Origin of the sequence: Roseibium sp. MMSF_3544 (assembly GCF_030732845.1) — a bacterium.
Classification (GTDB): Bacteria; Pseudomonadota; Alphaproteobacteria; order Rhizobiales; family Stappiaceae; genus Roseibium.
Genome location: NZ_JASHKA010000033.1, coordinates 12,614 through 26,473 on the forward strand (window position 1 = coordinate 12,614; position 13,860 = coordinate 26,473).

Below are 13,860 nucleotides of genomic sequence, written 5' to 3' on the forward strand. Positions count from 1 at the left end.
TAGGTGTGGCGTCGCTGAGACGTTCCGTGGCGCTTGCGACTGTCAAGTCCAGCTGGCTTCTGTTTCGTTGATTGGCACGGAAACGTCTTCGCCTCACCTTGTCAGCTGGTTCAGCGACACGGGATTCGCCTCGAAATCAAGTGCGACCCTTTCGAAAGCATTGATCGCGTTATCGATCTGGATTTCGGTATGTTCCGAAGTGATGAAGTAACGTAGCCGAGCTGATTTTTCTGGGACCGCCGGAAAAATTATCGGTAAGACGTTTACACCTTCTTCGGACAAGCGAGATGCAAGAACAGTTGCTTTTAGCGAATCCCCGATCATCAAGGGTACGATGGCATGGCCTTGGCTTACGCCAACATCCAGCCCCACTCCCGTTGCCGCGCGTAGGAAGTAATTTCCATTCTGCTGCGCCCGTTGGACACGCTCAGGTTCGGCTTGCATGACGTCTAGAGCTGTGCTCGCCGAGGCGGCAAGTGCCGGAGACAAGCCAACGCTGAAAACAAATCCAGACGCCGTAAATTTCAGAAAATCAATAAGGTCGCGTTTCCCGGCAATGTATCCACCGCAGCTGGCAAGGGTCTTTGACAGTGTCCCCATCCAGTTATCTACCCTGCTCGGATCCACTCCATAGTGTTCCGCTATACCTCTCCCAGTCTCGCCCAATATGCCGATTGAATGCGCTTCGTCCACCATGAGCCAGGCCCCGTATTTCTCCTTCAACTCGATAATGGATGGGAGAGTGGCCATGTCGCCATCCATCGAATAAACGCCTTCAACGACGATCAGGATCTTTCCGTGGTTACCAGCCCGCTCCTTCAAGATGGTTTCAAGTGAATCTAGGTCGTTGTGCTGAAACGCCTGCCGCACAGCGCCGGATAACTTTGCCCCCGTGACGATGCTGTTGTGAATGTAGGCATCATGAACGATCAGATCGTCTTTCTGCAGGATGTGACCTATTGTCGAAACGTTTGTCGCGTGTCCGCTGACAAAAACTACGGCTGATTCTGCTTCATGTAATGCGGCCAATTTCTGTTCTAGTTCACCGTGGATCTTGCGTTCACCGGACACAATGCGGCTCGCGCTCGCGGACATGCCATAGCGATCCGCTGCATCTTTCGCAGCTTGAATGACCGCCGGATGCCCGTTGAGTCCCAAATAATCGTATGATGCGAAGTTCAGAAACTCCTTGCCGTCAATGACAGCGGTTGGACCGGCACGCTGATCGTGTGTCTTAAAGAACGGGTTCTCGATGCCCAGCAAATCGGCGGCCGCTTTTTGCAGTTTCATCTGCTGGAACCCGGGCAACGTCGAAAAATCAGGTGCACTCGCACGCGGCGCGCGAACCGGATTGGGGGAAGGAAACTCATTTTGCCGATTTTTCGAGCGTCGCGCCCAATCCAAGGCGGTCTGACGGCTGCGGGAGTCCAATCCCCCTTTGCCGGATGAAGAACTCATTGTAACAAACCGTCTACCTTTAGCTTTTCCTGCTCGAGAAGGTTACCAAGCGCTGCTTTTTGGTCTTCCGTCAGGTTGGAAGCCACGTGCTGCGCAACCAATTCATCTTTGGCGAAATCCGCACCTTCGTGTCTTAGCTTGGCCCCTTCATCAGGTCGCACGCGGTTCAGGATCAAATCAGCGAAATCTTCGATATTGGTTCCACCGGAAAGGGTAACGAGCGGGATCTCGATGTTGAAGCGTTTTTGAACACCCATTCGCAATTCCAGTCCCATCAAGGAGTCCATGCCGAAATCGGCAAGGGGCCGATTGGGCTCGATGTCGTCTACCGGAAGCCGAAGGATCTCGCTCAATTCCCGCGCGAGAAGGTCACACACAATCTGTTTCGCTTCCTTGTCGTCTTTCCCGGTAATCATTGCCACAAGGTCAAGCGTATTTTGTTGTGCGGCCGCATTTGAGCGCGTCAGCGCCAGATGCCGGAACAGGTTCTGCTTCATGACCGGAAGCGCCTGGCTTGTCGTTGCCCAATCGAACCGGCCGATATGAATGACGGCTTCCTCGATCCGCCCCTGGTCGCGTCCCATGACGTCTGTAAGCACATCGAGCCCCTCGCGGGCCACGATCATCGACGATCCCAGGTGTTTGGACAACTTTTTCGAGACTTCAGCGTTTCGGGCCAGAAAACCAACGTCGCCGATTGCACCCCAGCCGATGGCAAGACCGGGCAGGCCTTTTTGCCGGCGTGCACGCGCGAGGCCTTCCAGATAACCGTTTGCCGCGACGTAATTGGCCTGTCCCGGATTCCCCAGCATGGTCGTCATCGAGGAGAACAATACAAATTGGTCGAGATGGTCTTTACGGGTCAGTTCGTCCAAGTATTTGGCACCCAACACTTTTGGCGCAAGCACCTTCTCAAACCGCTCTTCATCCAGCGATGTCATCAAGCCGTCGTCCAGAACCATGGCAGTGTGAAAAACGCTCTTTATCGGAGCCTGAAGCCGCAGCTCTTCCAGCGTTTCGTGCAATTCCTGTTTGTCCGTGACGTCGCATCTGACCGATCGAACCTCGACGCCATTTTGGGCAAGCTGCGCAATCAGAGCTTTGTGTTGCTCGCCAACAGCACCCGACCTGTTTGTCAGCAAGATCTTCTTCGCACCATGATCGGCAAGCCAGCGCGCGACTTCGCCTCCGAAACCTCCCAGGCCGCCGACGACAACGTGAATTCCGTCCGCATCGAATGACACTGGCGCAGCTTCGTCCTGACCGCGTATTGAGGACGTAGAAGGCGGCGTGACAAGAATCTTGCCGATATGACCGGAGCGCTGCATCAGCCTGAAGGCGTCCTGCACGCTGCTGCCTTCGAACAGACGATAGGGAAGCGGGCTGAAATCTTCGCTGCCAAGCTGTCGGAAGACGGCATTTATCATCTCGTTTGCCAGTCCCAGATCGTGGGACAGCAGCTGGTCCACGTCGATGCCGAAATAGGAAACGTTTTTACGAAAAGGTCTGAGACCGATCTTGGTGTTCTCGTAATAGTCGCGCTTGCCCAACTCGAGAAAACGGCCGAATGGCCGCACGACCTGGATACTGCGCTCCATAGCCTCGCCGGCAAGCGAATTCAAAACAACGTGGACGCCCACGTGGTCGGTCAGAGACATAACATCCAGCGAAAAGTTGAGCGATCGAGAATCAAGAACATGATCTGCGCCGAGTGCGGTGAGCAGATCTCGTTTTTCGGGTGTCCCTGCCGTGGCTATTACGCGGGCGCCGATGCTCTTGGCGATCTGAAGAGCGGCGAGCCCAACACCGCCGGCACCGCCATGCAGCAAGATCCACTGCCCGCTCTTTAACGCACCCAGCTCAACGAGCGCGTAATAGGCGGTCAGGAACGCAACGGGTATCGTCGCAGCTCCTATGAGGTCTTTATCGTCTTCCAACTTAATGGCGGCAAATGCGGGAACCGTGACATGCGAAGAAAAGCCGGCACTTGTGAACGCGACGACCGGGTCGCCGACCTTGAGATGTGAAACATTGCCGCCAGCCCGGACAATTCGTCCCGAACACTCCAGTCCCAGAGACGGACCACCATATCCGTCTTCCAGCGCTTCTTCCGGCAGCATGCCAAGTGACCACATGACATCGCGGAAGTTCAACCCGGTCGCAGAAACTTCGATTTCGACGTCATCGTCACCCGGTAGTGTTCGTGCCGACGGCCGCCAGGAGAGCGTACTGAGTGATCCGGCGTAGTCGAATTCAAGAGCCACGCTTTCCGGAGCTTTTGCCCCAGTGTTCCGAAAGCCCGAAACCACGCGGGGCGCACTTGTGCCCTGCTCGCTGGCGATCAGGTCGCTTTCCTTCGATGGGGCTGAGAGCGCTTCGACAATGCAATCTGCAAAGGAGCCGGTCATTTCGTCTACGGCGACGTCCAGACGGCGGACCTTCAGATTCGGGAACTCGTTCTCCAGAACTCTGGAAAACGCCCAAACGGCTGCCTGATCGGGGAAGATCTCGCCTTCGCCTGAGCTGGTTTCTGACCCGGAGGGCGCAATAATGAACAGGCTTAAGTCGAGTCCTTCGCCTGCTTGCCCGATGGCAATGCAAGTCCTGCAGCGCCGCGTGATTTCAGCGACCGGATCTGCACCGTCGCTTTCGGCGCCGAACAGCAGAACAACGTTTTTTTCGTCAGCATCTGCGAAACTGACGCCACTGAAAACTTGCTGCCAGGTAGCAGCACTTACGGTGTCGAAGCCACTCTCATCTGCGAAAACCGTGTTCGATTGAACACCGGTCTCAGACAGTCTGGCGGACAGGGCCTGTGCGCAAGCACGCTCATTTACCTGGTTTCCACTGACAATGATGCAACTGGAAGCCCCCTTTGGCGCCTCAACATCATCGTGTTGCGGTGCTCTGGTTTCGATCATCCCTGTTCCATAAATGACGCTGGCGGGGTGGCCGCGCACGATGGTTTGTTCGGATCGGACATCAGCAAAGCCCGCCTCGAGCTTGAGCACCGAGACCCATTCCCGATCGGTTCTCAGTTTGGAAAGTGGAAACTGATCGCTTGTTGCGGCCTCAAGCCAACCTTCGGTCAACCCGAAAATGGAATCGGCAAGCAAGCTTCTTTCCGGCTCAACAGCAGCAAATTGCGCTTTCCCGCGGGAAGTCTCGACAATTGTTTTCAAGAACGTTCCAACGTCATTGAACTCATGCAGCCGGCCTGACGAAACAATGAGATCGAAGGATCGATCCGTCAGGCTTTCCAGCTTCTTTGAAGCATCGAGGACTTCGACGTAACTCGGAGACTCATTGACAGCAGCCAAGCGCGCTGCGGAGGCAGTCTCCGGATCAGCCACCACAATATTTGCAGCGCCGGCAGGCAGCTTCGAAAGCACAAATTTCGCTAGTTCCAGTCCGGAGCCCGCCAGATCCAACACTCGCAGCGGCCTGGTGGCCGGCCAGCCTTCGATAAAAGCTTCAATCCATTTCTCGGCGAATTCCAGCCGGGCTGCCGCATCCGGTGAACCAAACCTGAAATGGTCAACAAGGGCGTTTGACGGTTCGAATTCCACCGTTTTGCCTTGTGCAATTTGAACCGCGACGTTGCGGCACCGCGTTAACAGGGTCGCCGCTGCAATTTCCTCCGGCTTTTCCCGAAGGATCGCATCGATCAGAAGGTCGAACGCCGGCAGGTCGCCCACGTCCACTAACCCGTATTCGCCAGGATGGGTTTCCTCCGCGATTTCGACGTGGACCAGCCAATTCAGCAAGGCGTTCAGGTAAAGCCTCACGTCGACCGGAAAATCTTGTTCGCTGACAACTCCGTCTCCCCTGCTCAGAACCCTCAGAACGTCAATTGCCAATCGTTGCGCTGCCGCCTCCAGCAAAAGGCGGCTTTCGACTTCATGCGACGAGATCAGATTATCTGAAGGCGAGGCGTTGAGCACCAGGAGCAATTTCTCCGGTCGTTCCAAAGTTGGAAGCGATGCTGCACCGCTATCGGGCCGGGACGCGATCGGTTCCTGCCTGTAATGAAACACAAGGTCGGAAGACCGCTTGTGTTCACCGAAACTTACAGCGCGGAACCTGGCTCCTGAAATGACAAGAACGGCTTTGCCGTCGTCGTCAAACAAGGAAAAGTCAACAAAAACCGACTCATTTGAAATACGACGAGCCGTGATGTCGGCAGTAGCGGGCGGCTTTGCGAGACCGGTTTGCTGGATCGAGTCGAAATGTACAGGTACATAGGCGCGAGTGTCTTTAAATGCGAGGTATTTGTCGGCGACAAGCGCGAATACCCCATGGAAACAGGCGTCCAACTCGGCCGGGTGCATCGAAAAATCGTGAGCGACAATGCCGTCCTGGAGGTGAACCCTGCAAGCGTTTTCGCCGACCTTCTCGATGACTTTCACTCTTCGGAACGAAGGTCCATAATTCATTCCGAACGAACGTGCCAATCCGTAGAGCGTGTCGGCATCAAACGAGGCCTCACTTTCTCTTCGCTGCACCTGTTGGTCTGGAGCGCTGTTCGATACCGCCCGGAAGATGCGCCCCTTGGCGTTTAAAGCCCAGTCTTCACCCGACAGGCGACGGCGGCTCGAGACTTCAAAAGTTCCGGTTTCCGGAAAATACCGAGTTTGTACTTCAGTCAGATGCTCTGTACTCAGGAACATCGCCTGCACAATGTCCATGTCACGGATTTCGATCTGTTCAGCGTCCCAAAGCTTCTTGCCAATCGCAAATGCTATCTCGACGTAGCCCGCGCCTGGAAAAATCACGTTCCCGTCGATTTCATGGTCACCAAGAAACGGAACGACTTCCGCATCTATGTGTGACACCCAGGCGTCCGACGCATCCTCGGTGCTCCAGCCCAATAGCGCGTGCTCGTTTCCGCGCAGCAATCCCGAAATGGCTTCCGACGTTTTTTCGAAACGATACGACTTGTTTTGCCAAGGATATGATGGGAGTTGGATATACCGGTCCGGGTTCTCGCCGAACACCACTTCCTCATCCAGTTCAAATCCCTTCAACAACGCTTCAGAAACGATATCGAGAATGGGGTCTCTCTCGACCGATTGCTGGGTTGTGAGCGACCCAAGAATGATTGATTCCGGGTCGTGGCTTGCCGCGGTTTGCCGAATATAGCTCTGCAGAATGGGTTTCGGTCCGATTTCGATGAACCTACGCGCACCTTCCGACAAGGCCGTTTCAATCGCATTCTTGAACTGAACCGGTTCCCTTAGATTTCGCCACCAATACTGGGTATTGAGCCTGCTTCCCGCCTCTATTGAGCCCGTCACGGTGGAAATAAATGCCACGCCGCCATCGCGTGCGATGAGTTCGCCGACAGCTTTCTTGAACGGCGCTTCCACGCATTCAATCAGGGAACTGTGGAAGGGATAGTCGAGATCGACCTTCCGGAATGCCAAATGGTTCTGACGCGCATATCTGCCAAATGCAGCCAGGGCTTCATGCTCACCGGACAAGGAAATCGATTTCGGGCTGTTCACAGCGGCGACTTCAATCTGGCCGCAGTCTGCTTCGATTAAGGCAGCCCGCGCCTCGTCTTCCGGAAGGACCAGGGCAGCCATGGTACCGTCCCCGGCCACCGCTTCCTGCTCTCTTGAGCGGTGATGAACGAGCTCGGCCCCATCTTTCAGCGTCATCGCCCCAGACACGACAGCAGCGGCGGCTTCTCCGATGCTGTGGCCCAAAACGAAATCCGGCTTCAATCCATAAATCTTCAATGCGCCGCAGAGCGCAATCTGAATGACAAACAGCAAAGGCTGCGCGTTGCTAGTAAGATGCAGGTTCTCGTGCAGTTTGGCGGAGAAAAGCTGTTCCTTGAGCGAAACACCGGTGGCGTCCGCATAAACGGCCGAGATCCTGTCAAACTCGGACCGGAAGGCGGAATTGTTCAGATAGGCAGCTTGCCCCATGCCGGGCCATTGAGATCCGTTTCCGGAAAAAACAAACGTGCAGCCGCCTGAGGTTATCGGGGATTTGGCTGACAGGACGTCTTCGTTGCTTTCGCCGGCGGCGAAAGCTCTCAGCGCTTCGGCTACCTTGTTGGGATCACGTCCCTTGACGACGAGTTTTTCTTCAAATTGAGGTTTGCGATACCAGGCTGCCGATTGAATGTTTGACAGATCATCTGCCGAGACGTCTTGAACTGCGTCAGCGTATCGTCCTGCCAAATCCGACAGCGCTTCCCGGGATTTTGCGGAAAGGGCGAGCAATTCGGCATTGGGTTGGTCAGGCGCCGGGGCGTCTGATGCCGTTTCCTGCAAGCGGCTGTCTGGATCACCAAGCAGGACATGTGCGTTTGTGCCACCAAAACCGAACGAGTTGACACCCGCAAATCTTCGTTTTCCGGTCCAGTCCAGCGGCTCGGTTTCGGTTGCAACCCGCAGGTTCAGACCTTCAAAGTCAATATCCGGGTTGGGCTGTTCAAAATGCAGGCTCGCCGGCAGCGTGTCGTTTTGGAGCGCAAGACAGGCTTTCGCCAGACCGGCGAGGCCCGAAGCCGGTTCAAGGTGTCCGATGTTCGTTTTGACAGAGCCGATTGGCAATCTGCTGCTTCTGTGAACGGCAAGCGCCTTTCCGATCGATTGCGCTTCAACGGGATCGCCGACGCGCGTCCCCGTCCCGTGTGCCTCGACAAAAGCCAGGTCGTTCAGATCGATCTCCGCCCGCCCGTAAATGTCGTGCAAGAGCGCTCCCTGGTGGTCCGGAGAAGGAAACGACATGCCGACAGTTTTGCCATCCGCGTTGATGCCGACATCCAGGATACTGGCAATCGTGCCCTGACCAGGCCAGGGACTGGCATCCTTGCGACGCAAAACGAAGGCAAGGCACCCTTCCGACCGAACGTAGCCAAGACCACGCTCGTCGAACGCGCGGCACAGCCCCTCGGGCGACAACATGGTCGCCTGGGAAAATCCTACAAAGGGAAAAGGACTTACAAGTGCGTTCACCCCAGCAACGATAGCGGTATCAATCTCGCCCCCGTTAATCGCCTTAACGGCTTCATTCAAGGCAACGAGCGACGAAGAACACGCTGTGTCGACTGTAAAACTAGGGCCATTCAGATTGTATATGTAGGAAATACGATTGGATATGACCGAGAGTGTGTTTCCGGTCATGAAGTGGCCCGTCACGGAACTGGGATCAAAAAAACTCTCGGTTGAATAGTCCAACGTCGACGCGCCGACGAAAACGCCCACAGACTGTCCTGAAAGATGCGACGGTGAAATTCCGGCATCTTCAATTGCCTCCCAGGTGACCTGAAGCAACAATCGTTGTTGCGGATCCATCTGCTCAGCTTCTCGCGGGGAGATTCCAAATACTGCGGGATCAAAGCCCCAAAGATCGTCCAGAATACCGGCAGCATATGTATAGCTTTTTCCAGGCTCTGGAACGCGCGGGTGCCAAAACCTTAAACGAGACCACCTGTCTTTTGGAACGGATGATATTGAACACCGCTTTTGTAGGAGCAGCTTCCAAAAATCCGCCCGAGACGAGGCGCCAGGAACGCGAATTCCCCAGCCAACTAATTCTGCCAAACTCATTTATTCCAAAGATCTGCCTAATGCGTCTTCGTTTTGCGCTAACTGCATAACGCCTTAGCGCTCATTGTCTAACGCTTGCGCGATCCATTTTGCAACCTGAGATTTTTTTCGATTGTTTCGCAATAGCTGCAATACCGCATTTCTTTCTTTAAACATTGATCTACATTGCGCCAACATGAACCTTTCCTCACAGGGCCAATTTACGTCGACCAATATTTTTCCGACGTCCTGCGTCACTGATTTGAAGGACGTTGAAACTCTTGCCGCGAAATGGTGTTGATTTTGCGACACTTAATGCGTTCCTAAATCTGACTCCGCTTGGTTGCATCCACCGCTTGCATCGCGACTGTTCATTTTTCGAAATCCAGAGAATCTCAAAAGCCCAAAAAATGTGGTGAGTTAAATATTCAGTTGCTGTTTCGAACCGACAAGTGTCGCAAAACCTTGTCTATGGTGGATGTGCCTGGAACTTCACATCCAGGTGCACTTGGTTCGTCCGGAGATGATTTGAGAGACATTGAAATCTCCACCTGCCTGTGGCCGGAAACTTCGCCGTAGCTGGTAAAGGTTGTGAGGACGTTTTCATGGCCAAGGGTCTGGCTCCAGGCCTTAAACTCTTCCGGTGCACGGCAGGTGCGTTCGCCGATTTGAGCTAGCGTTTTGCGGAAGCTGTGTGGATTGAAGTAGGGCAACCCAGCATCTTCGAATGCCTGTTTGAATACCTTGCGGATGGCTCCGGCGTTCGACCAATGGTCGCGTGTCAGGCCGACTGCAGCAAAGTCACCGGTCACGGAGACGCCTACCCGCGTTGACGGAAACAACGGATCATCCAGGCCATAGAGGCCGTCGCTTGTGAGAAACCCAATCCAATCACACACAATCTGCTCAACGATTTCACCCACCGGGAAAAACCATGTGGTCACCGTCTTGCGATTCTTGGTACGCACGTCGCGCGCATCCTGAAAGATCTTGCGGTTTTCCAGATCAACATGCTTTAGCGACAGAGACGCTAGCGCGTCATCTCGCACGCCGGTCAGAAACGTAAAGGCGACCAGCGCCCTGTTTCGCTTTTCGATATCGGTCCCGGCCTTCATCGAATTCAAAACATGTCGGATTTGCTCAGCGCTGGGCACGGGCTATTCGCGCTTTGCTGTGGCAATGCGGGTGTCGTTCGCCGACAGATTGAAATAGTCAGAATCAGAATAGCTGATCTTTGACTTGTAGCCGGGCTGACCTGCCAGCCAGTGAAAGAACGCCTTGAGGTGACCAAGCCATGACCTCATGGTTGCTTTCGCCATGGGCCTTCTGGTTTCTGGATCGATGTGGTCGGCCATATCGCGCTTGAATTTGCGTGCCTGCTCGATCCTGAAGAGCGCAAAGTCCTTGTAGCCCGACAATGCCTCGAACATGGCAATCGCTGCCGCAACCTGGTCCGTCGTCTTTTCCGACATGCGTTTCGCTTCTTCCAGATAAGCGAGATAGTGACGCTTGATCCGTTCGTTCTTGGGGTGGTGCTTACGCATGGGTTTCTGGATCCTGTTTGAAGTGCTCATTTGTGCTGGGAGAATTGCCATCTCTTAGGCGTGTATCCGCCCGCACTTCTGTCACCGTTAAAATGTCCCCTAGAGCCTTCAAGCCAAACGCTGACACTGCCTTGTGCATCACAGTGGAGCAGACTTCACAGAGCGCGCGGATATTGCCGCGCCCGGCTTTTGTCGGTTGGAATTCCACCTCATTGAAGGCAGGCTTGCGGGGTGCCTTGCAGGACATGCAAAAGCACTGATCGATGCGGCAGGTTTGTTTCGGCTTTCGTTTTGCGTTCAGGAAGGCCTTCAAGTCCTGCCCAAGGATGAGAAGCGGGCGTTGCTCATTCAGGCAAGGAAGCCCGTCTTTCAGGTATCGCCTAATCGTACCTTTGCAAACGTTCAGCACCCGCGCGGCTTCACCGACCGTGTAGCTGCGATGCGTTTTGACCAGACGCCCTGACGGACGCTTACCGGGCATCTCAGGCAGCCCCATTTTCCAAAAGCGCCCGGATGTCTTCGACGCGCCAGACGGTGATGCGTTCGCCCAGCTTTACCGGCTTGGGAAAGCGTCCGTCTTTGACTCCCACCCACCACGTGGACTTGCTGACGGGAATAGGACCGTTGGGAGCGATGATGGATTTCAACCGGAGGAAGCCGGTCTGGGAAAGTTCAAATTGGTCTGACATGAAACCACCTCGTGCGTTTAAGAACGAGGTGGTTTTATGAAGATCAAACGTTTTTGAGGCCGAATTCAGTTAGGGCTAAACCGAATTCGGTTAGCGGGCGTCTATTCAGTTAAGTCGCCAGGGAGCAGGCCTTTGGCCTCTTTCAGGTATTTTCGGACAGTGTCCTCGTCTAAAGATAGTCCTATTTGTTGAAGGTCGCTGGCAATATCTTTTGCGGTGCTTGACCTGCTCGCTTTTGGGTCATACCCATATCCACCAATCGCCATGCTGATTACGAGTTTGAGAAGACTTTCACGCTCGCGCGTCGCCAAGTGCTTCTCTTGCAGGGTCTTCCCTGATTGCTGCTGTCTATTATGTTCTGGCAGATGATTGGACTTCTGGTCGCTTATTTGTGTTTCAAGTTCTTCGACCGCAGCAACCAACTCGTCGGGAACCGACACTTGCATTTGGTTCGCCCAAGTTAGAAATGCCGAAGGAGCCGATGACGCCGACAACTGCCCCATCGTCGCTGCACGAGCACAGATCTCTCGTCTTTCTTCAAACGCTGCGGCGAATTCAGAAGTCTTAGTGTTGGCTTTAATCGCATCCCAATTTGCCACTCTCGGATCTCGACCAAGGGACAATGCCGCACACTCATCCGAGCTCCAATACGATAGTTTTGCCCAGTAATTGTAATCAGGCTTGGCGCCCTTTTGGTTGTAAGGCCGTTGCCGTTCTTGCTCAGCCAATTTTGCTTTCTTTATGGACTGCTGTTTTTCGATTTCGGCCGACAACTGCTTCTCGATCTCTTCGGCAGGTAATCCTTTTAACTTAGTCCGCAGCTTGGCTGCCTTGTTCCTCTGCTCTTCGACTTTTTCAACAACCGATTTCACCGTTGAAGAGCGTTCGGGCCTCGACGTCGAACCCCCGAGAGGGAACTTCAAGCGTAACAACTGCTCTATTTGATCATCATCCGGCATTTTCGACTGTCTCGATAAACCGCCCAATTACAATCTATTTGCAAATAGTTTGCATCCAAGCAAACATCCAGCTTAGGAATACACAACTTACGACCTAGTCTATGAGGGCGAGTATTTCCATTGCCCACCAGTCTGCCATCTCTACGCGCCCCTCCCAATAGGCTGCGCGGTGATAGGCACGGCGCACTTCATCCGCACCGACATGTCCAAGCTCTGCCTCGATCGCATCCGCGTTCCACTTGCCGCTTTCGTTGAGCAAGGTAGAAGCCGTTGCACGAAAACCGTGAGATGTCATTTCCTCCTTTGTGAATCCCATCCGGCGCAAGGCAGCGTTCAGGGTGTTTTCGCTGATCGGGCGCTTCGGCGATGAAACCGACGGGAAGGCAAGCGGCCGGCTCCCGGTCAACTTGTACAGGTCCTGTAGGATTTCGATAGCGGCATCTGGTAGTGGCTTCCTGTGCTCCCTGCGCATCTTGGTTCTTTGGGCTGGAATCGTCCAAGTCGCCTTGTCCAGGTCGAATTCGGACCATTCAGCCTGTCTGAGTTCCCCGGGCCGCGGATAGAGTAGAGCCATCAGCTTGAGCGCGGCGCGAGTCTCATAGGAGCCTTCGTATTCCCATATGCAGCGAATGAGACCGGCAAGACGTTGCCAGTCGGTGATAGCGGCACGGTGCTCGACTTTTGGTGCCGTCAAAGCACCCCTGAGGCCAAACGTCGGATCATTTTCTGCGCGAGCCGTGGCAATGGCAAACCGGAAGACCTGTCCGATCGTGGCCCTTAGCCTTCTTGCCGTTTCGTAATTCCCCTGTGCTTCCACCTTGCGCAATACGGCGAGAATCTCGGATGCGGTGACATCCTTGATGGGACGGCGCTCAAGCGCCGGTCGTGCCAGGCTGAGCACCCACTGTTTCTTATCGAGCGTCGACTTGGCCCTGCCCTCGCGGGCCTCCTTTTTCAGAAGCTCGTCGGCAATCGCTCCGAAGGTGTTGCCGTGAGCGACTTTCGCTTCGGCTTTTTCGACCTTCTTTTGCTGGGACGGATCGATCCCGTCTGCAAGCTGGCCTTTCGCCAGTTCGCGTTTCTGACGGGCCGCGGCAAGAGACACATATGGGTAGGCTCCGAGTGCTAACGTCTTTTGCTTGTCAGCAAACCGGTAGGACAAACGCCAAAGCTTTGACCCGTTCGGATTGTGCAACAGGTGCAACCCCCCGCCATCGCTTATCTTTTTTGGCTTTTCAGGCGTCTTCAAACTGCGGATCTGCCGGTCAGTCAAAGGCATTTTGGGCACATCATACCAACAATCGCTACTTCAGGAACCAACAATTGCGGCCCGTTCGCGGGAATCTGCCAGCAAATATACCAACAAACGCACCGGATACCAACACACCACGCCGGACACCGCCGGACATCACAAACGAAAAAAGCACCGGAAAACCGGAGCTTTTTCGGGTGTTTCTGGATCTTGTCGGACGATCTGAAACGGGAATTTGGTGCCCAGGAGAGGACTCGAACCTCCACGCCCATAAGGGCACTAGCACCTGAAGCTAGCGCGTCTACCAGTTCCGCCACCTGGGCTGTGAGGGGGGCTTGTAAGGGCCGGGTCAATTCTTGTCAATCGGCAAGTGCGACTTTTTTTGCTCATTGGCCCGGAGCCCTTCACACC

Annotated in this window: 8 protein-coding genes and 1 tRNA gene; all 9 read right to left on the reverse strand. The window is 54.6% G+C overall.

The features are described from left to right. Window positions 1-93 precede the first annotated feature (93 nt). The 9 genes from RBB47_RS28275 to RBB47_RS28310 all read right to left on the reverse strand — a co-directional run bounded on the left by RBB47_RS28275 (window position 94) and on the right by RBB47_RS28310 (window position 13,772). Complete coding sequence (locus RBB47_RS28275; protein ID WP_305989279.1) at window positions 94-1,458, reverse strand: aminotransferase class I/II-fold pyridoxal phosphate-dependent enzyme; 1,365 nt, start codon at window positions 1,456-1,458, stop codon at window positions 94-96. Continuing rightward, the gene (locus tag RBB47_RS28280; protein ID WP_305989280.1) at window positions 1,455-9,026 is read right to left on the reverse strand and encodes an SDR family NAD(P)-dependent oxidoreductase; all 7,572 of its coding nucleotides are present in this window, start codon (window positions 9,024-9,026) and stop codon (window positions 1,455-1,457) included. Before RBB47_RS28280 ends, RBB47_RS28275 begins: the two co-directional genes overlap by 4 nt. A gap of 407 nt (window positions 9,027-9,433) precedes the next feature. Continuing rightward, complete coding sequence (locus RBB47_RS28285) at window positions 9,434-10,159, reverse strand: site-specific integrase (RefSeq protein ID WP_305989281.1); 726 nt, start codon at window positions 10,157-10,159, stop codon at window positions 9,434-9,436. A gap of 3 nt (window positions 10,160-10,162) precedes the next feature. Beyond that, entirely contained in the window at window positions 10,163-10,549 is a 387-nt protein-coding gene (locus RBB47_RS28290) for a hypothetical protein (RefSeq protein ID WP_305989282.1), read from the reverse strand. Then, window positions 10,542-11,045 (reverse strand): helix-turn-helix domain-containing protein, encoded by a 504-nt coding sequence (locus RBB47_RS31055; RefSeq protein ID WP_371932869.1) that lies wholly within the window; start codon window positions 11,043-11,045, stop codon window positions 10,542-10,544. Before RBB47_RS31055 ends, RBB47_RS28290 begins: the two co-directional genes overlap by 8 nt. Further along, a complete protein-coding gene (locus RBB47_RS28295) occupies window positions 11,032-11,238 on the reverse strand; it encodes an AlpA family transcriptional regulator (RefSeq protein ID WP_305989283.1) in 207 nt (68 codons plus the stop codon). The genes RBB47_RS31055 and RBB47_RS28295 overlap by 14 nt, the downstream gene beginning before the upstream one ends. 101 nt (window positions 11,239-11,339) lie before the next feature. Further along, the gene (locus tag RBB47_RS28300) at window positions 11,340-12,197 is read right to left on the reverse strand and encodes a hypothetical protein (protein WP_305989284.1); all 858 of its coding nucleotides are present in this window, start codon (window positions 12,195-12,197) and stop codon (window positions 11,340-11,342) included. A gap of 94 nt (window positions 12,198-12,291) precedes the next feature. Beyond that, window positions 12,292-13,476, reverse strand: a complete 1,185-nt coding sequence (locus RBB47_RS28305; RefSeq protein ID WP_305989285.1) for an integrase arm-type DNA-binding domain-containing protein — start codon at window positions 13,474-13,476, stop codon at window positions 12,292-12,294. A gap of 209 nt (window positions 13,477-13,685) precedes the next feature. Further along, window positions 13,686-13,772, reverse strand: a tRNA-Leu gene (locus tag RBB47_RS28310). Between the last annotated feature and the right edge of the window lie 88 nt (window positions 13,773-13,860).

What these genes read in the sequence shown, in the direction of transcription:
- RBB47_RS31055 (WP_371932869.1), bottom strand. Translation starts at nt 11,045, where the DNA reads ATGGGGCTGCCTGAGATGCCCGGTAAGCGTCCGTCAGGGCGTCTGGTC.
- RBB47_RS28300 (WP_305989284.1), bottom strand. Translation starts at nt 12,197, where the DNA reads ATGCCGGATGATGATCAAATAGAGCAGTTGTTACGCTTGAAGTTCCCT.
- RBB47_RS28295 (WP_305989283.1), bottom strand. Translation starts at nt 11,238, where the DNA reads ATGTCAGACCAATTTGAACTTTCCCAGACCGGCTTCCTCCGGTTGAAA.
- RBB47_RS28290 (WP_305989282.1), bottom strand. Translation starts at nt 10,549, where the DNA reads ATGCGTAAGCACCACCCCAAGAACGAACGGATCAAGCGTCACTATCTC.
- RBB47_RS28275 (WP_305989279.1), bottom strand. Translation starts at nt 1,458, where the DNA reads ATGAGTTCTTCATCCGGCAAAGGGGGATTGGACTCCCGCAGCCGTCAG.
- RBB47_RS28305 (WP_305989285.1), bottom strand. Translation starts at nt 13,476, where the DNA reads ATGCCTTTGACTGACCGGCAGATCCGCAGTTTGAAGACGCCTGAAAAG.
- RBB47_RS28280 (WP_305989280.1), bottom strand. Translation starts at nt 9,026, where the DNA reads ATGAGTTTGGCAGAATTAGTTGGCTGGGGAATTCGCGTTCCTGGCGCC.